At 71.6% G+C, this 16,427-nt stretch carries 17 protein-coding genes, 5 tRNA genes and 1 pseudogene; 6 read left to right on the forward strand and 17 right to left on the reverse strand.

All coding sequences use genetic code 11. From position 1 onward, the window contains the following. Positions 1-28: 28 nt before the first annotated feature. Entirely contained in the window at positions 29-1,669 is a 1,641-nt protein-coding gene (locus ACZ7HT_RS02595) for a DAK2 domain-containing protein (RefSeq protein ID WP_471158917.1), read from the reverse strand. 237 nt (positions 1,670-1,906) lie between these two features. On the opposite strand from ACZ7HT_RS02595, the gene rpmB reads away from it, so the two are divergent. After that, positions 1,907-2,092, forward strand: a complete 186-nt coding sequence (rpmB, locus tag ACZ7HT_RS02600) for a 50S ribosomal protein L28 (RefSeq protein WP_003957616.1) — start codon at positions 1,907-1,909, stop codon at positions 2,090-2,092. Positions 2,093-2,195: 103 nt separating this feature from the next. On the opposite strand, the gene thiD is transcribed toward rpmB, so the two are convergent. Beyond that, positions 2,196-2,990, reverse strand: coding sequence for a bifunctional hydroxymethylpyrimidine kinase/phosphomethylpyrimidine kinase (gene thiD / locus ACZ7HT_RS02605; RefSeq protein ID WP_471158919.1), 795 nt, complete (start codon positions 2,988-2,990; stop codon positions 2,196-2,198). After that, the gene (locus tag ACZ7HT_RS02610; protein WP_471158921.1) at positions 2,987-3,949 is read right to left on the reverse strand and encodes a thiamine-phosphate kinase; all 963 of its coding nucleotides are present in this window, start codon (positions 3,947-3,949) and stop codon (positions 2,987-2,989) included. Before ACZ7HT_RS02610 ends, thiD begins: the two co-directional genes overlap by 4 nt. A gap of 233 nt (positions 3,950-4,182) precedes the next feature. On the opposite strand from ACZ7HT_RS02610, the gene ACZ7HT_RS02615 reads away from it, so the two are divergent. Together ACZ7HT_RS02615 and ACZ7HT_RS02620 are read left to right on the forward strand one after the other, a co-directional pair. Then, the gene (locus ACZ7HT_RS02615; protein ID WP_017947604.1) at positions 4,183-4,416 is read left to right on the forward strand and encodes an Lrp/AsnC family transcriptional regulator; all 234 of its coding nucleotides are present in this window, start codon (positions 4,183-4,185) and stop codon (positions 4,414-4,416) included. Positions 4,417-4,436: 20 nt separating this feature from the next. After that, on the forward strand, positions 4,437-4,919 hold the full coding sequence (locus ACZ7HT_RS02620) for a DUF3515 domain-containing protein (RefSeq protein ID WP_471158923.1): 483 nt from the start codon (positions 4,437-4,439) through the stop codon (positions 4,917-4,919). Positions 4,920-4,951: 32 nt separating this feature from the next. On the opposite strand, the gene ACZ7HT_RS02625 is transcribed toward ACZ7HT_RS02620, so the two are convergent. The 3 genes from ACZ7HT_RS02625 to ACZ7HT_RS02635 form a co-directional block, all read right to left on the reverse strand. Further along, positions 4,952-6,091, reverse strand: coding sequence for a D-alanine--D-alanine ligase family protein (locus ACZ7HT_RS02625; RefSeq protein ID WP_471158925.1), 1,140 nt, complete (start codon positions 6,089-6,091; stop codon positions 4,952-4,954). An 81-nt stretch (positions 6,092-6,172) separates the two neighbouring features. After that, complete coding sequence (locus tag ACZ7HT_RS02630; RefSeq protein ID WP_471158927.1) at positions 6,173-7,174, reverse strand: NAD(P)H-dependent glycerol-3-phosphate dehydrogenase; 1,002 nt, start codon at positions 7,172-7,174, stop codon at positions 6,173-6,175. Continuing rightward, positions 7,171-7,923 (reverse strand): lysophospholipid acyltransferase family protein, encoded by a 753-nt coding sequence (locus tag ACZ7HT_RS02635; RefSeq protein WP_471158929.1) that lies wholly within the window; start codon positions 7,921-7,923, stop codon positions 7,171-7,173. The genes ACZ7HT_RS02630 and ACZ7HT_RS02635 overlap by 4 nt, the downstream gene beginning before the upstream one ends. Before the next feature lie 126 nt (positions 7,924-8,049). Between ACZ7HT_RS02635 and cofC the strand changes: the two genes are divergently transcribed. Both cofC and ACZ7HT_RS02645 read left to right on the forward strand, forming a co-directional pair. Then, positions 8,050-8,715, forward strand: a complete 666-nt coding sequence (gene cofC / locus ACZ7HT_RS02640) for a 2-phospho-L-lactate guanylyltransferase (protein ID WP_471158931.1) — start codon at positions 8,050-8,052, stop codon at positions 8,713-8,715. 10 nt (positions 8,716-8,725) lie between these two features. After that, positions 8,726-8,935, forward strand: a complete 210-nt coding sequence (locus tag ACZ7HT_RS02645) for a hypothetical protein (RefSeq protein ID WP_471158933.1) — start codon at positions 8,726-8,728, stop codon at positions 8,933-8,935. Between the two features lie 72 nt (positions 8,936-9,007). On the opposite strand, the gene ACZ7HT_RS02650 is transcribed toward ACZ7HT_RS02645, so the two are convergent. From ACZ7HT_RS02650 to leuC, 4 genes are all read right to left on the reverse strand, one after another. Further along, positions 9,008-9,706: an HU family DNA-binding protein gene (locus ACZ7HT_RS02650; RefSeq protein WP_471158935.1), complete on the reverse strand. Its 699-nt coding sequence runs from the start codon at positions 9,704-9,706 to the stop codon at positions 9,008-9,010. Between the two features lie 143 nt (positions 9,707-9,849). Beyond that, positions 9,850-10,077, reverse strand: coding sequence for an SCO5555 family protein (locus ACZ7HT_RS02655; protein ID WP_015036430.1), 228 nt, complete (start codon positions 10,075-10,077; stop codon positions 9,850-9,852). A gap of 104 nt (positions 10,078-10,181) precedes the next feature. Next, the gene (gene leuD, locus ACZ7HT_RS02660; protein ID WP_471158937.1) at positions 10,182-10,775 is read right to left on the reverse strand and encodes a 3-isopropylmalate dehydratase small subunit; all 594 of its coding nucleotides are present in this window, start codon (positions 10,773-10,775) and stop codon (positions 10,182-10,184) included. A gap of 5 nt (positions 10,776-10,780) precedes the next feature. Beyond that, positions 10,781-12,205 carry a 3-isopropylmalate dehydratase large subunit gene (gene leuC / locus ACZ7HT_RS02665; RefSeq protein WP_190159773.1) on the reverse strand — a complete coding sequence of 475 codons (1,425 nt, stop codon included), beginning with the start codon at positions 12,203-12,205 and terminating at the stop codon, positions 10,781-10,783. A gap of 140 nt (positions 12,206-12,345) precedes the next feature. Here leuC and ndgR point away from each other — a divergent pair, with 140 nt between their 5' ends. Further along, positions 12,346-13,062: an IclR family transcriptional regulator NdgR gene (gene ndgR / locus ACZ7HT_RS02670; protein ID WP_005311436.1), complete on the forward strand. Its 717-nt coding sequence runs from the start codon at positions 12,346-12,348 to the stop codon at positions 13,060-13,062. Between the two features lie 128 nt (positions 13,063-13,190). Here ndgR and ACZ7HT_RS02675 read toward each other — a convergent pair. The 7 genes and pseudogenes from ACZ7HT_RS02675 to ACZ7HT_RS02705 form a co-directional block, all read right to left on the reverse strand. Further along, positions 13,191-13,263: transfer RNA gene (locus ACZ7HT_RS02675), tRNA-Glu, on the reverse strand. Positions 13,264-13,304: 41 nt separating this feature from the next. After that, positions 13,305-13,376 (reverse strand) — tRNA-Gln (locus tag ACZ7HT_RS02680). 14 nt (positions 13,377-13,390) lie between these two features. Further along, positions 13,391-13,463: transfer RNA gene (locus ACZ7HT_RS02685), tRNA-Glu, on the reverse strand. 61 nt (positions 13,464-13,524) lie between these two features. Beyond that, a tRNA-Glu gene (locus ACZ7HT_RS02690) sits at positions 13,525-13,597 on the reverse strand. Between the two features lie 41 nt (positions 13,598-13,638). Next, positions 13,639-13,710, reverse strand: a tRNA-Gln gene (locus tag ACZ7HT_RS02695). Between the two features lie 95 nt (positions 13,711-13,805). Then, positions 13,806-14,528: an HAD family hydrolase gene (locus ACZ7HT_RS02700; protein ID WP_471158939.1), complete on the reverse strand. Its 723-nt coding sequence runs from the start codon at positions 14,526-14,528 to the stop codon at positions 13,806-13,808. Positions 14,529-14,547: 19 nt separating this feature from the next. Further along, a pseudogene (locus ACZ7HT_RS02705) lies at positions 14,548-16,184 on the reverse strand (IS200/IS605 family accessory protein TnpB-related protein). Between the last annotated feature and the right edge of the window lie 243 nt (positions 16,185-16,427).

Consider the following 16,427-nt stretch of genomic DNA (forward strand, 5'->3'; position numbering starts at 1 on the left):
GCCCGTGGACGACCGCCGGGTCCGTGCCCTATTCCACCCCGATGAGCAGCGGCGGGGCCCCCGCGCCCGCGTGGTACGTGGTGGTGTCGACGGCCAGGTAGCCGCGCCGGACGTGCCGTTCCAGGTCGGGGGCGAGCTCGGGCGGGGTGTCGTCGGCGACGACGAGGGTGACGAGTTCGCCGCCGGCCGAGAGCATGCGGTCCAGGACGGTGCGGGCGGTCTCGGTGAGGTCCTTGCCGATGACGGCGACGTCGCCCTCGATGAGGCCGAGGACGTCGCCGGCCTGGCAGACGCCTGCGGAGGTGAAGGACCGGCGTTCGGCGACGGCGAGTTCGGCGTAGCGGGTGGCTCCGGCGGCGGCCGTCATGGCGACGACGTCCTCGTCGAAGCGCCGGTCGGGTTCGTGGACGGCGAGGGCGGCGATGCCCTGGACGGCGGCCCGGGTCGGGATGAGGGCGACGCGGATGCCCTCGGCCCTGGCGCGTTCGGCGGCGGCGGCCGCGGTCTGGCGCAGTTCGGTGTCGTTGGGGAGGAGGACGACCTCGCGCGCGTGCGCCCGTCGGATGGCCTCCAGGAGTTCGTCGCCTGCGGGCGGTTCGCCGGGCCTGCTGCGGACGGTGGTCGCGCCGGCTTCGGCGCAGAGTCCGGCGAGGCCCTCGCCGGGGACGACGGCGACGACCGCGCGCTGGGCGCGTTCCCCGCGTGCGGTCGCGGCCGCGGCGTCGGCCGCGAAGTGGGTGATGCGGATGCGGTGGGGCCGGCCGGCCTCGACTCCGGCCTCGACGGCGGCGCCCGCGTCGTCGACGTGGACGTGCACGTTCCACAGGCCGTCGCCGCCGACGACGACGAGGGAGTCGCCGAGGGCGTCGAGCCGGGCCCGGAGCAGGTCCACGGCGGCGTCCCCGGCCTCCAGGAGGTAGATCACCTCGTAGGCGGGTCCCGCCTCGCCGTCGCAGGGCGGGGCGGCGGCCGGCACGGCCCGTACGTCTCCGAGGAGCCGTACCCCGCTCGGAGCGGTCTCCGGTCGCTCCGGTGCCCGGCCGCTCACGGTCTCGACGAGCGCGCCGAGGACGGCGAGCAGACCGCGTCCGCCGGCGTCCACGACGCCCGCGCGGCCGAGCACGTCCAGTTGGCGCGGGGTCGCCTCCAGGGCGGTCCTGGCCCCCTCGTGGGCCCGTGCGGCCACCTCCACGAGGGGGCCGCCGCCCGCGCAGCCGTCCGCGGCGGCGGCGGCCACGGTGAGGACGGTGCCCTCCACGGGGTGGGCGACGGCCTGCCGGGCGGCGGTGGAGGCCTCGGCGAGGGCGCGGGCGAGGTGATCGCCGTCACGTCCTTCGGCGAGGACGGCGGCCATGCCGCGCAGGAGCTGGGCGAGGATGGTGCCGGAGTTGCCGCGGGCGCCGAGCAGGGCGCCGTGCGCCATGGCCCGTACGGTCTCGGCGGTGTCGGGCGCGGAGGCGGCGAAGACGGCTTCGACGGCCTGGTGGGCGGCCTCGGCCGTCAGGTAGAGGTTGGTGCCGGTGTCCCCGTCCGCGACCGGGTACACGTTGATCGCGTCGATCTCCTCGCGCTCCCGTCCGAGGGCGTCGAAGGCCCGTGCGCACCAGGTGCGGACCGCTGCGGCGTCGAGCTCGACGAGCTCCTCGTCGGGCTGAAGGGCTCGCGACAACGGGGGGTCCTCCTTCGGCGGTGAGCTCACCGCAGGGTAGACCGGGGGCTGCCCGCTCGTGACCGGGGCCCGGGGCGAGGTCCGCGCAGACCATGGTAGTTTCGTTCCACGGAAGCAGGCGTTGTATGCTGCTTCGGTTGCCCGGTTCACACCGGGCCATCCCCCGGCAAGCCACTTCAGACTCCTGATTCCGGTGCGCCGGATTTCACTGTAATTCTGAAGTCTTTGGAGTGACCCGTGGCTGCCAACTGCGACGTCTGCGGCAAGGGGCCGGGCTTCGGCAACAACATTTCGCACTCGCACCGCCGTACGTCCCGTCGCTGGAACCCGAACATCCAGCGCGTGCGTGCCGTGGTCGGTCGGACGCCGAAGCGGCTCAACGTCTGCACCTCGTGCATCAAGGCCGGCAAGGTCTCGCGCTAGTCGCGACGTTCTGTCGTAGCGCAGCCCCTGCGGTTGCCTTGAAAGGCCGGTTCACCTCGGTGAACCGGCCTTTTGCCATGCCCGGAAACGGTCGGACCCTCCTCTAGGCGCGGAACCGCCAGCCGTGGTCGACCGGGCCGATGCCCGAGCCCAGGGCGAATCCGGCGGCGATGGCCCCCGTCACGTACTCCTTCGCCTGCCGTACGGCCTCCGGCACGGGAAGGCCCTTGGCGAGCCCGGAGGCGATCGCCGAGGCGAGCGTGCAGCCCGTGCCGTGGGTGTGCCGGTTGTCGTGGCGCGGGGCGCGCAGCCAGTGCTCCTCGGTGCCGTCCGTGAGCAGGTCCACGGCCTCCTGGCCGGTGGGCAGGTGTCCGCCCTTGATCAGGACCCAGCGCGGCCCGTACGAGAGGACCGCCTCGGCGGCCGTCCGCATGTCGGCCTCGCCCCCGACGTGTACGCCGGTGAGCTGCGTCACCTCGTCCAGGTTCGGGGTGGCGACGGTCGCGGCCGGCAGCAGCTTCGTACGGACGGAGTCGAGCGCGGCCTCGGCGAGGAGCGGGTCGCCGTGCTTGGAGACGCCGACCGGGTCGACGACCACGGGGGCCTCGACGGAGGCGAGGAGCTCGGCGACGGTCTCCACGAGCGCGGCGGAGGCGAGCATGCCGGTCTTCACCGCCTGGACGCCGATGTCGTCGACGACGGCCCGGAACTGGGCGCGCACGGCCTCCACGGGGAGCTCCCAGACGCCCTGGACGCCCCGCGAGTTCTGGGCGGTCACGGCGGTGAGCACGCTCGTGCCGTGGACGCCGAGCGCGAGCATCGTCTTCAGGTCGGCCTGGATGCCCGCGCCGCCGCCGGAGTCGGATCCGGCGACGGTCAGCACGAGGGGCGGATTCACTCCGCCTCTCCGAAGTGGTCCCAGCCGCCCGCGCTGTGCCAGGGCGCGCCGTCCACGGTGACCTGCGGCAGCGCCGAAGGGTGGAGGACCTCGCCGATGACCTTCCAGCGGGCGGGGAGCTTCACGTCCGGCGGGAAGGTGGCCACGATGGCGTGGTCCTCTCCCCCGGTGAGCACCCACTGCATGGGGTCGACGCCGACGGCCTGGCCGATGTCGTTCATCTGGGTGGGGATGTCGATGAGTCCCGAGCGCAGGTCGATGCGGACCTTGCTGGCCTCGGCGATGTGCCCGAGGTCGGCGATGAGGCCGTCGCTGACGTCGCACATGGCGGTGGCGCCGAGCCCGGCGGCGGCCGGGCCCGCGTGGTACGGCGGCTCGGGCCTGCGGTGGGCCTCGACGAAGGCGCGCGGGGAGCGGAAGCCGCGGGAGAGGACCGCGTATCCGGCGGCGGACCAGCCGAGCCAGCCGGTGTAGGCGACGACGTCGCCGGGCTTGGCGCCGCCCCGGGTGACCGGGTCGTGGTTGCGGAGGTCGCCGAGCGCGGTGATGGAGACCATGATCGTGTCGCCGCGTACGACGTCCCCGCCGACCACCGCCGCGCCCGCGACCTGACATTCGTCGCGCAGTCCGTCCATCAGTTCCGTGGGCCATGTCACAGGGAGTTCGGCGGGGACGACGAGGCCGAGGAGGAGCGCGGTGGGCACCGCGCCCATGGCCGCGATGTCGGCCAGGTTCTGTGCGGCGGCCTTGCGGCCGACGTCGTACGCCGTCGACCAGTCGCGGCGGAAGTGACGTCCTTCGAGGAGGATGTCCGTGCTGGCCACCACGCGCCGGTCGGGCGCGGCGACGACCGCGGCGTCGTCGCCGGGCCCGATCCGTACCGCCGGGGTGGAGGTGAGCCGGGACGTGAGCTCCCTGATGAGCCCGAACTCGCCCAGCTCTCCGACTGTGCCCTTCACCGCGTCTCACCTCGTGTCTTCGTGCCGGCGGGCGGGCGGGGGCGCGTCTGGGCGCGCCGCGGGTCGCGGGCCGTCACCGTGCTGGGTACCGTCAAGTAGACCGTCAACTTCTGTCCTGCGTACGCCACACCCCGAGCGCCTCCGGACGCGCGGGTCTCCCCGTGGCCCGCGGCGACGCGGTACCGTGGCGTCCCTTTCTCCCACAAGATCCTCGTGGTCGCCCTGGAGGTTCCGTGGTTCAGGCGTACATCCTCATCCAGACCGAGGTGGGCAAGGCGTCGACCGTCGCCGACACCATCTCCAAGATCCCGGGGGTCATCCAGGCCGAAGACGTCACAGGCCCGTACGACGTGATCGTGCGCGCGCAGGCGGACACCGTCGACGAGCTGGGCCGCATGGTGGTCGCCAAGGTCCAGCAAGTGGACGGCATCACGCGCACCCTCACCTGCCCGGTCGTTCATCTGTAGCCCCCGTCTACGCTTGGCCGGTGACGTCTTCCCACCGGCCCTTCGGCCTGCCCGCCGCCGTCGCGGCCGCCGTCCTGCTGTCGGCCGCCGTCGGGTGCTCCTCGCCGGACGCCGCGGCGTCCGTCGTGGTCCCGAGCCCGCCGGCGGAGGAGGCCGCCTTCTGCCAGGCACTGGCGAAGGAGCTTCCCGACACCGTGGCGGGTCTGGCGCGGAGTGACCCGGAGCCCGGCTCCGAGTTGACCGCCGGGTGGGGTGACGGTGCGATCGTACTGCGCTGCGGGGTCCCCCGGCCCGAAAAGATGAGCGACCCGAAGGCGCAGGCCGTCGAGGCGAACGGCGTCGACTGGATGCTGGAGCGCACCGAGGGCGGCGGGCCGCGCTTCACCTCGACGTACCGGAAGGCGTATGTCGAGGTGACGCTCGACGAGCGGTACGCGCACGACGCCACGCCGCTCGCGGATCTCGCCGCCCCGGTGCGCAAGGCGGTGCCGCCGAGCCTCTGAGAGGCGCGGCGGCACGGGGCCGTGCTCCTGGGTCAGCGCAGGCCCGTGGAGCGGTTCAGCGCGGCCTGGATGAGCCGGTCGACGAGCTCGGGGTAGCTGACGCCGCTCTCCTGCCACATGCGCGGGTACATGGAGATGGGCGTGAAGCCCGGCATGGTGTTGATCTCGTTGATGACGAAGTCGCCGTCCTCGGTGAGGAAGAAGTCGGCGCGGACCAGGCCCTCGCAGGACACGGCCTCGTAGGCGAGGACGGCGAGGCGCTGGATCTCGGCGGTGGCCTCGTCCCCGATGGGGGCGGGCACGATGCCGGAGGCCGAGTCGATGTACTTGGCCTCGAAGTCGTAGAAGTCGTGGTCGGTGACCGGCGGGATCTCGGCCGGGACGCTGGCGCGCGGGCCGTCCTCGAACTCCAGGACGCCGCACTCGATCTCGCGGCCGCGCAGCAGCGACTCGACGAGGATCTTGGGGTCGTGGCGGCGGGCCTCCTCGATGGCCTCGTCCAGGCCGGAGAGGTCGTCGACCTTGGTGATGCCCATGGAGGAGCCGCCGCGGGCCGGCTTCACGAAGAGCGGCCAGCCGTGGTCGGCGGCGAACTCGACGATCTTCTTGCGGGCGGCGGCGGGGTTCTGCTCCCACTCGCGCGGCCGGATGACCTCGTACGGGCCGACCGGGAGGCCGAAGGAGGTGAAGACCCGCTTCATGTACTCCTTGTCCTGGCCGACGGCGGAGGCGAGGACGCCCGCGCCGACGTAGGGGACGCCGGAGAGCTCCAGGAGGCCCTGGAGGGTGCCGTCCTCGCCGTAGGGGCCGTGGAGCATGGGGAAGACCACGTCGACCTCGCCGAGGGCCGTGGGGACCTGCCCCGGCTCGGTGAGGACGACCTCGCGGCTGGACGGATCGACGGGGAGGACGACGCCGCCCCGCTCGGACTCGGCCAGTTCGGCGACGTTGGGCAGCTTCCGGTCGGCGATCGCCATCCGCTCGGGGGCGTCGGCGGTGAGCGCCCAGCGCCCGTCCGTCGTGATGCCGATGGGCAGCACGTCGTACTTGTCCCGGTCGATGGCGCTCAGGACGGCGCCCGCCGTGACGACGGAGATGGCGTGCTCGGAGCTGCGGCCGCCGAAGACGACGGCCACGCGCGGCTTGCGGGGGCTCTGGGTGTTCTCGCTCATATCGCGATGAGCGTACCTTGCGACTCCCGAACTGCTGAGCGCCCCGCTGCCGCCTTGCGCGTACGGGTCAACAGGGCCGGCTCAGCGGCGCTCGGGCTTGGCCGAGCGCGACATCAGTTCCTTGAGCGCGACGACGGGCGGCTTGCCGTCGTGGACGATCGAGACGACGGTCTCGGTGATGGGCATGTCGACGCCGTGGCGGCGGCCCAGATCGAGCACGGACTCGCAGGACTTGACGCCCTCGGCGGTCTGCTTGGTGGCCGCGATGGTCTCCTGGAGGGTCATCCCGCGGCCGAGGTTGGTGCCGAAGGTGTTGTTCCGGGAGAGCGGCGAGGAGCAGGTGGCGACGAGGTCGCCGAGGCCCGCGAGGCCGGAGAAGGTCAGCGGGTCGGCGCCCATGGCGAGGCCGAGGCGGGTGGTCTCGGCGAGGCCGCGGGTGATGAGCGTGGCCTTGGAGTTGTCGCCGAGGCCCATGCCGTTGGCGATGCCGACGGCCAGGCCGATGACGTTCTTGACGGCGCCGCCGAGCTCGCAGCCCACCACGTCGGTGTTGGTGTACGGGCGGAAGTACGGGGTCATGCAGGCCGTCTGGAGCCGCTGGGCGACCGTCTCGTCGGAGCAGGCGACGACGGCGGCGGCGGGCTGCCGGGCGGCGATCTCCTTGGCCAGGTTGGGGCCGGTGAGGACGGCGACGCGGTCGGCGGGCACGTCGGCGACCTCGGTGATGACCTCGCTCATCCGCTTGGCGGTGCCGAGTTCGACGCCCTTCATGAGGGAGACGAGGACGGTGTCGGGGGCGAGGACCGGCTTCCAGGCGGCGAGGTTGCCGCGCAGGGTCTGGGAGGGGACGACGAGGACGGTGAAGTCGGCGTCCGCGGCGGCCTCGGCGGGGTCAGCGGTGGCCGTGATCCCCTTCGGGAGTTCGACGCCCGGCAGGTAGTCGGGGTTCGTCCGGGTGGTGTTGATCTCCTCGGCGAGTGCGGCGCGGCGGCCCCAGAGGCTCACCTCGCAGCCCGCGTCGGCGAGCACCATCGCGAAGGCGGTGCCCCAGGATCCGTTGCCGAAGACGGCTGCCTTGGTCACTTGGCGCCTTCCCCGGCGGCCTTGCGGCGCTGCTCCAGGCGGGCCTTGCGGTGGTCGTACGGCTCGGCGGGGGCCTTCTCGCCGCGGACCTCCTCCAGGAGGGCGGTGATGGCGGCCATGATGACCTCGGTGGCCTCGCGCAGGACCTCCGGCGTCGGCTCGAGGCCGTCGAAGCGGGAGAGGTCGACGGGCGGTCCTGCCTGCACGATCAGCGTCTTGCGGGGGAACAGGCTGAGCTTGTTCTCCTTCGCGTACGGCGGCATCGCGAGGTTGGCGCCCCACTGGGCCACCGGGATGACGGGGGCCCGGGTGAGCAGCGCGACGCGGGCGGCGCCGGTCTTGCCGGCCATGGGCCACATGTCGGGGTCGCGGGTGAGGGTGCCCTCCGGGTAGAAGGCGACGCACTCGCCGCGCTCGATGGCCTCGACGGCGGCGCGGAAGGCGTCGAGCGCGTTGGTCGTCTCGCGGTAGACGGGGATCTGCCCGGTGTTCCGGAGCATGGTGGCGACGAAGCCGCCCTTGAAGAGGCCCGCCTTGGCGAGGAAGCGCGGGACGCGACCGGTGTTGTACTGGTAGTGCGCGTACGACAGCGGGTCCAGGTAGGAGTTGTGGTTGACCGCGGTGATGAAACCGCCGTCGGCCGGGATGTGCTCCGTGCCGCGCCAGTCCCGCTTGAACAGAACCACCAGGGGGGGTTTGGCGATGACCGCCGCGAGGCGGTACCAGAAGCCGATTCTGCGGCGGGGCACTCGGACACCTTTCTCCGGGACTGGCTGGCAGGGGGTCAAGTGTCGCCCCATGCTCCTGCTCTGTCGAGTGACACCGTACGCCCCGGGGCCTGGGGCGGACCGCGTGGGCGGGACAGAATGGCCCCGATGAAGACGCTGCCCACGGTGCGGACCGGCACCGACGACGGCTGGTCCCTGGTCGTCCCCCTGAAGCCCCTTGCCCTGGCGAAGAGCAGGCTCGCCGCGGCGGCGGGAGCGAGGCTGCGGCCCCGGCTCGCGCTGGCGTTCGCCGAGGACACCGTGGGTGCGGTGCTGAACTGCGCGCGCGTGCGCGATGTGGCGGTCGTCACGGACGATCCGGTGGCCGGCGCGGCGCTCGCGGCGCTCGGCGCGCGGATCGTGCCGGACTCCCCGGCGGCGGGGCTCAACGCGGCGCTCGGGCACGGGGCCCGTGCGGTGCGGGCCGGGCGGCCGCACGCGCGCGTGGCGGCGCTCAACGCGGACCTTCCGGCGCTGCGGCCCGAGGAGCTGACCCGGGTCCTGGACGCGGCCGGAAATTTTCCGCGGGCATTTCTCGCGGATGCCGCCGAAATAGGTACGACATTCCTCTCGGCGGCTCCGGGGGTGGAATTGGAACCGGCATTCGGAGGCGAGTCGAGGCTGCGGCATTTGTCTTCGGGGGCGGTCGAAATCGGGCTCGCCGGGGTGGATTCCGTACGCCGGGACGTGGACACCGGCGAGGATCTGGCGGCGGCCCTGGCCCTGGGGCTCGGTCCGCGGACGGCCGCACGGTGGCCGGCGGCGGCCGGATAGGCTGCGGTCCATGCAGGCGACCGCGTTCACGTACGACCCCGAGACCCGCAGCGGCAGTGTGCTGCTCGACGACGGCACCCCCGTGGAGTTCGGGGCGGAGGCCTTCGAGGCGGGCGGGCTCCGGCTGCTGCGGCCGGGGCAGCGGGTGCGGATCGAGGCCGAGCCCGGCACGTCGGGCGCGGGGCTGCGGATCACGCTGGTGACGCTGCAGACCCTCTGAGCGGGCCGGAGGACGCGCCGCGGGCCGGGCTCCCCAGGGGGAGCCCGGCCCGGCGGGTCGGTACCGCGCGTCCTACTTCTTGGCGGCGGTCTTCTTGGCGGCGGTGGTCTTGCGTGCCGTCGTCTTCTTGGCGGGGGCCTTCTTCGCCGTGGCCTTCTTGGCCGGAGCGGTCTTCTTGGCGACCGCCTTCTTCGCGGCGGCGGCCGTGGTGGTCTTCTTGGCGGCGGCGGTGGTCTTCTTCGCCGCGGCCGTCGTGGCCTTCTTCGCGGGCATCGCCTTCTTCGCGGCGGCCGTGGTGGTCTTCTTGGCGGCGGCGGTGGTCTTCTTCGCCGCGGCCGTCGTGGCCTTCTTGGCCGGCATCGCCTTCTTCGCGGCGGCCTTCTTGGCGGTGGTGGCCTTCTTCGCGGCGGCCTTCTTCACGGTCGCGGAGGCGCCACCGGTGAGGCTGCCCTTGGGGGCCTTCTTGACGGAGACCTCGCCGCCCTTGGGGAGCTTCTTCGAGCCGCTGACCAGGTCCTTGAAGCCCTGACCTGCACGGAAGCGCGGGACGGAGGTCTTCTTGACCCGGACCCGCTCACCCGTCTGCGGGTTGCGGGCGTAGCGGGCCGGACGGTCGACCTTCTCGAACGAGCCGAAACCCGTGACGGAGACCCGGTCGCCGGCCACCACGGCGCGCACGATGGCGTCGAGCACGTGGTCGACGGCTTCGGCGGCCTGCTGACGACCGCCCATCTTGTCGGCAATCGCTTCTACGAGCTGCGCCTTGTTCACGTCTTCCCCTTCGGAGACATTGCCAGAACGAAAGTGTTCAAGCTTTTTCGCACGTTAGGCATGTATATACCGCAAATCAAACACGAAACGGTCTAATCACCCTAGTGCCGCAACGCGGAAGTGCCGTTGCGGAGTTCCTGGTGTCAGTCGTCCTCTGGGAATCGGCCCTCGTCGAGGTCCTTCATCAACCGGTCGAGACGCGTTGCCGCGTCCTTGAGATCGTGCTTCGCCGCGGCCGTGACGACCAGCAGCTTCCGGGACAGCGCCATCCTTACGCCCTCCGGGACTTGCAGTGAGCGCACTCTTGTGTGCGCTTCCTTCAATCGGGCGGCGACTGCCTCGTAGAGCTCGAGTTGGCTGTCGCGTTCCATGCACCGATTGTGCCATCTAGGGCGAGTTGTCGCCCGACAGGGTCCCAACAAGCGACTGCGCCCCCCACCGGGCGGTGGGGGGCGCAGTCTTGGAAAAGCGCTGCTCAGACCGTAATTGTACGGGGCTTGAAGGCCGGTCGAGTGGCCTCGTAGGCCGCGATGTCGGCTTCGTTCTGAAGGGTGAGGCTGATGTCGTCGAGTCCGTTGAGCAGTCGCCAGCGGGCGTTCTCGTCGAGCTCGAAGTCGGCGTCGATCCCCTCGGCGAGGACCTTGCGGGCCTCCAGGTCGACGGTGATCCCGGCGGTCGGGTCGGCCTCGGTCAGCTCCCAGAGGGCGTCCACCGTCTCCTGCGGGAGCACGACGGTCAGGAGGCCGTTCTTCAACGAGTTGCCGCGGAAGATGTCGGCGAACCGGGAGGAGATGACCGTCTGGAAGCCGTAGTTCTGGAGCGCCCAGACGGCGTGCTCGCGGGAGGAGCCGGTGCCGAAGTCGGGGCCGGCGACCAGCACCGTGGCGCCCTGCCGCTCGGGGCGGTTGAGGACGAACTCGGAGTCCTTGCGCCAGGCCTCGAAGAGGCCGTCCTCGAAGCCGTCGCGGGTGACCTTCTTGAGCCAGTGCGCCGGGATGATCTGGTCGGTGTCGACGTTGCTGCGGCGCAGCGGGACGGCCCGGCCGGTGTGCGTGGTGAAGGCTTCCATGGTTCTCAGACCCCCGCGGTGGTGGCGACGTCGGACAGATCGGCCGGGGAGGCCAGGTGGCCCAGGACGGCGGTGGCGGCGGCGACCTGGGGGGAGACCAGGTGCGTCCGGCCGCCCTTGCCCTGCCGGCCCTCGAAGTTGCGGTTGGAGGTGGACGCGGAGCGCTCACCGGGAGCCAGTTGGTCGGGGTTCATGCCCAGACACATCGAGCAGCCCGCGTGCCGCCACTCGGCGCCGGCCTCCTTGAAGACCTTGTCCAGGCCCTCCTCGACGGCCTGCAGGGCGACCCGGACCGAACCGGGGACGACCAGCATGCGGACGCCGTCGGCGACCTTGCGGCCCTCCAGGAGCGAGGCGGCGTTGCGCAGGTCCTCGATGCGGCCGTTGGTGCAGGAGCCTACGAAGACGGTGTCGACCTTGATGTCGCGCAGCGGCTGCCCGGCGGTCAACCCCATGTACTCCAGGGCCTTTTCGGCGGCGAGGCGCTCCGAAGCGTCTTCGTACGAAGCCGGGTCGGGGACGTTCGCCGAAAGTGGCGCACCCTGGCCGGGGTTGGTGCCCCAGGTGACGAACGGAGCCAGAGAGGCGGCGTCGATGACGACCTCGGCGTCGAAGACCGCGTCCTCGTCGGACTTCAGGGTCTTCCAGTACGCGACGGCGGCGTCCCAGTCCTCGCCCTCGGGGGCGTGGGCACGGCCCTTCAGATAGGCGAAGGTCGTCTCGTCGGGGGCGATCATGCCCGCGCGGGCGCCGGCCTCGATCGACATGTTGCAGATGGTCATCCGGGCCTCCATCGAGAGCTTCTCGATGGCGGAGCCGCGGTACTCCAGGATGTAGCCCTGGCCGCCGCCGGTGCCGATCTTCGCGATGATCGCCAGGATCAGGTCCTTGGCGGTGACGTCCTCGGGCAGCTCGCCGTCGACGGTGATCGCCATGGTCTTCGGGCGGGCCAGCGGCAGCGTCTGGGTGGCGAGCACGTGCTCGACCTGGCTGGTGCCGATGCCGAACGCCAGCGCGCCGAAGGCGCCGTGCGTGGAGGTGTGCGAGTCGCCGCAGACCACGGTGGTGCCGGGCTGGGTCAGGCCCAGCTGGGGGCCCACGACGTGGACGACGCCCTGCTCGACGTCGCCCAGCGGGTGCAGCCGGACGCCGAACTCGGCACAGTTCTTGCGGAGGGTCTCCAGCTGGGCGCGGGAGACGGGGTCCGCGATCGGCTTGTCGATGTCGAGGGTCGGGGTGTTGTGGTCCTCGGTGGCGATGGTGAGGTCGAGGCGCCGCACCTGCCGGCCGTTCTGCCGGAGGCCGTCGAAGGCCTGGGGGCTGGTCACCTCGTGCAGCAGGTGCAGATCGATGAAGAGGAGGTCGGGCTCGCCCTCGGCGCGCCGGACGACGTGGTCGTCCCAGACCTTCTCCGCGAGTGTCCTACCCATCGCTTTCCCTCCGGCCGGCGGCTGCGCCGGCACTACTAGAGACCCGTTTCGCGGGCCGTTGTGCGGCCGCCTCACCAGAGTGACGGGTTCCTCGGAAAATTGAACTTGCGTTTCACAGAGTGAGACGCGAATATCGTTGCATGGACAACTCTAGCGGCGTAGGCGTTCTCGACAAGGCAGCCCTTGTCCTGAGCGCCCTGGAGTCCGGTCCGGCCACCCTCGCAGGACTGGTCGCGGCGACGGGACTCGCACGACCCACGGCCCATCGACTGGCCGTGGCACTGGAACACCACCGGATGGTGGCGCGCGACATGCAGGGCCGGTTCATCCTCGGACCGCGCCTGGCGGAGCTCGCCGCCGCGGCCGGCGAGGACCGCCTGCTCGCGACCGCGGGCCCGGTGCTGACGCATCTGCGCGACGTCACCGGCGAGAGCGCCCAGCTCTACCGCCGGCAGGGCGACATGCGCATCTGCGTGGCGGCGGCCGAGCGGCTCTCGGGCCTGCGGGACACGGTCCCGGTCGGCTCGACGCTGACCATGAAGGCCGGCTCGTCCGCGCAGATCCTGATGGCCTGGGAGGAGCCCGAGCGGCTGCACCGCGGCCTCCAGGGCGCCCGCTTCACGGCGACGGCCCTGTCGGGCGTACGACGCCGCGGCTGGGCCCAGTCGATCGGCGAGCGGGAGCCGGGCGTCGCGTCCGTCTCCGCGCCCGTACGCGGCCCCTCGAACCGCGTGGTGGCCGCCGTGTCGGTCTCGGGTCCGATCGAGCGTCTGACGCGCCACCCGGGCCGTATGCACGCCCAGGCGGTCATCGACGCCGCCGCCCGTCTCTCCGAGGCGCTCCGCCGCAACGGCTGACGTCTCCCTGTTCACCTGTACGTTCCCGGCCCACCGCTCCAACGCCGCAGCGGTGGGCCGGAGTTGTGTGCGCGGGACCGGGAACAGCGAAGAAGCCCTCCCCCGAAGGGAAGGGCTTCCTCGTCTTGTACCCCCGACCGGATTCGAACCGGCGCTACCGCCTTGAGAGGGCGGCGTGCTAGGCCGCTACACAACGGGGGCCTTTGCGGATCAGATCCGCGGGTGCAGATGAGCTCTGCGAGCTGGCCTACCTGGACTCGAACCAAGAATGACGGTACCAGAAACCGTAGTGTTGCCAATTACACCATAGGCCATGGTGGTTACACCGTACCCCCGACCGGATTCGAACCGGCGCTACCGCCTTGAGAGGGCGGCGTGCTAGGCCGCTACACAACGGGGGCCCTAGCGATCCTGCATCGGGTTCACCGGGAGCTACCCAGGTGATCCCGCGGGAAGGATCTGTACCCCCGACCGGATTCGAACCGGCGCTACCGCCTTGAGAGGGCGGCGTGCTAGGCCGCTACACAACGGGGGCTTTGTGGATGCCAATCCACGGTTGCAGATGAGCTCTGCGAGCTGGCCTACCTGGACTCGAACCAAGACTAACTGAACCAGAATCAGTCGTGCTGCCAATTACACCATAGGCCACCGGGACTCGATCACTTCGAGGAGCGATCTTGTTCGGCTTGCGCTTCCGGGGCTTTCCGGCCTTTCGGCCCGTTCCCCTCGGCGCAGAAAGAACATTACCCGAAGGTGGACGGTGCTCCAAAACGCGTATCCGCACGCAGCAGCGCGGGCAGCTCGCGGAGGCCGGTGATCCGGGTCAGCTCGGGTCTCCCGCCGGTCCCCGCGCGATCCAGCCAGATGCCCCGCAGGCCCGCCTCCACGGCGCCCCGGGCGTCGATGTCCGGCTGGTCCCCGACGTAGGCCACCTGGCCGGGGCGCAGGCCAAGGGCGGCACAGGCGGCGTGGAAGGCCTCCGGGGCCGGCTTGGCCACGCCGAGCTCGGCGGCGCACACGACGGCCTCGAAGCGGTCCCGTACGCCGAGGGCGCGGAGCTTGTGGTCCTGGTTGTGGATGCTGGAGTTGGACAGCACTCCGTGACGGTAGTCACGGGCGAGCAGGTCGAGGACGGGCACGGTGTCGGGGAAGAGCTCCCAGGCGGCCTCGTAATGGACCACGTACCGGTCGAACCAGTCGTCGGCCTCGTCGGCGGTGAGCCCCGGCCGCCCGAGGAAGTCCCGCACGCGCTCGCGCCGCTGCTCCCGGAAGTCCCCGCCCCCGGCCTCGTACCGTCGCCAGTGCAGCTCCGTGAGCTCCTTCCAGCGCCCCAGGGCCTCCTCCACGGAACCCCAGGCGCCGAGCAGCCCCTCGGCCGCGAGATGCGCCCGCATCCCGGCCCGGTCCGCGCTCGCGTAGTCGAAGATCGTGTCGTCGACGTCCCAGAGCACCGCGCGGATGGCCATGGAGACGAAGGTACCGCTCCTAAACAGTGAGCAGGAGTGGGTCTTGGACCCATGCCTGGTCGACTGGCGCATCCCGAACGGTCTTGGGTGCGCTGGTCTCCCGCGTTCGTTCCGCGTCCGGCTGCACGGATCGTGTCCGTGGTCCGGGGACGCTGGGGCGGGTTTCCTCGCTCCCCCGGGTGCCGGGTCGGGCCTGGGCGGTCCGATGCCCGCGACGATCGCTCTGGTCGTCACGGGGCGGTGCCGCCCGTCGCCTGATCCGGTGCCCGAGGGCGCGCCTACCGATCGCCACCGCTGCGGCGGCGTGTCGGCTGATCTTGCGATGTGGCGTGGTCAGCGGCTGCTGCCAGTGCTCCGCACCCCACATCGAGGTGTAGGCCGGGTCGACGGCGATCACGCCGATACCGGCTTCCGCGCACATCGAGACGAGGCTGGCGCGGAGTCTCCCGGTGGGGATGCCGGAGACGAGCTGCCGGAACCTCTTCCTACGGCCGTGTTTCTCGCGGGTGGTGGAGTCGGTGAAGTCGAGGTCCTCGATCGCGATGGCCGTGACGCCAGTGCCCCTGGCCCAGTGCAGGAGGCGGGTGAGGGCGTGGCGGAGCTGAGCGTCACGGTGACCGGCGCAACCCGTCAGGTCGTAGTCGAAGCGGCGCGGCTGGCCGGTCGGGTTGCCGTGGGCGTCCAACTGCCAGGCGGCGAGGTGATCGGCATTCATGTCCACACCGGCCAGCCCACCTGCCCGCAGCGTGGCGAGGGGAACGACGGGGAGGGCCTGACGAGTCCAGGAGGCGTCGAGATACCAGCGGCCACGGACCACGTCCAGATGGATGCGGTAAGCAACGGCCCGGTTCTCTGCGACGCGGTCGCGCCACTCCTCTCCCCGGTGCGGGAACGACACGTTCGCGGCCAGCACGTACCGGCCGTGCTTCGCGTTGGCCAGACCGGCCAGCGGCGCGGGCAGCCTGATGCTGATCTCGCCGTCGGGGGTGACGCGGATCGTCTCGTTTCCGAACCTCTTGCCGGACTCACCGTCCGCGGTCACGAACCAGCGCGCCGCCTCCCACTCCGCCCGCCACTGTTCAGCCGTCCTGCCTGCGGCGGCGAGGTTGTGGCGCTGGTTGAACAGCCGCCCGCCACCTCGCACCACGGACACCCGGCCGGCCTCGCGCTCGGCCCTGACCTGCTCATAGCGGTCTTAGAGGATCGCCAGACGGCGGGACTTGTGAAACCACTCGCGCTTGCTCCGGTAGCCGCCGGGCCGGCCCCGGGATCCCTTCTCCCCGACCGGCAGGGACAGCCGGTGCCGGAGCGTCCCGATACCCGCGTCCAGAGACCGCAGATACGCGTGCTGCGCACGCCGGGACAGACCCCACTGATCATGCGTGTTCGAGGTGACCGAACCCGCCCACCGAGACGACGAGAGAGCGGTCAGCTCCCGCTTACGTGCCGCCCACGTGTCGGTGGAGTGGTCGAGACCGTCACGAACGCGGGGGCCAGATCCCACGAGGAGAGGCGGCCCATATGGGCACCCACGGCGCGCAGCACCTCCTCGTCCTTTACGGCCAGGCCCTTGAGCCGGTCCCGGACCGACACACCAGTAGGGCCGACGGCGACGAACGGACGCGCGATCTGCCGGAACGGCTTCTTCTCGGCCACGCCCGACCTCCCCGCCCAATCAGCCGATCACCGACACGTCGAACCTAACCGAGACCACCGACAATCCACCCGCAAGCCTCTGGGACCCTCCCCCCGGGGGAGGGTCTTTCCCTTCCGCAGGAGCACCAGGGCAGACATGGCGAGAGGGGGGGGGGGGGGGGGGGGGGGGGGGGGGGGGGGGGGGGGGGGGGGGTGTGGGGGGGGGGGGGGGGGGGGGGGGGAGGTAGGCGTAGGCGGGGTGGT

The organism is Streptomyces sp. NPDC037410 (assembly GCF_055602235.1).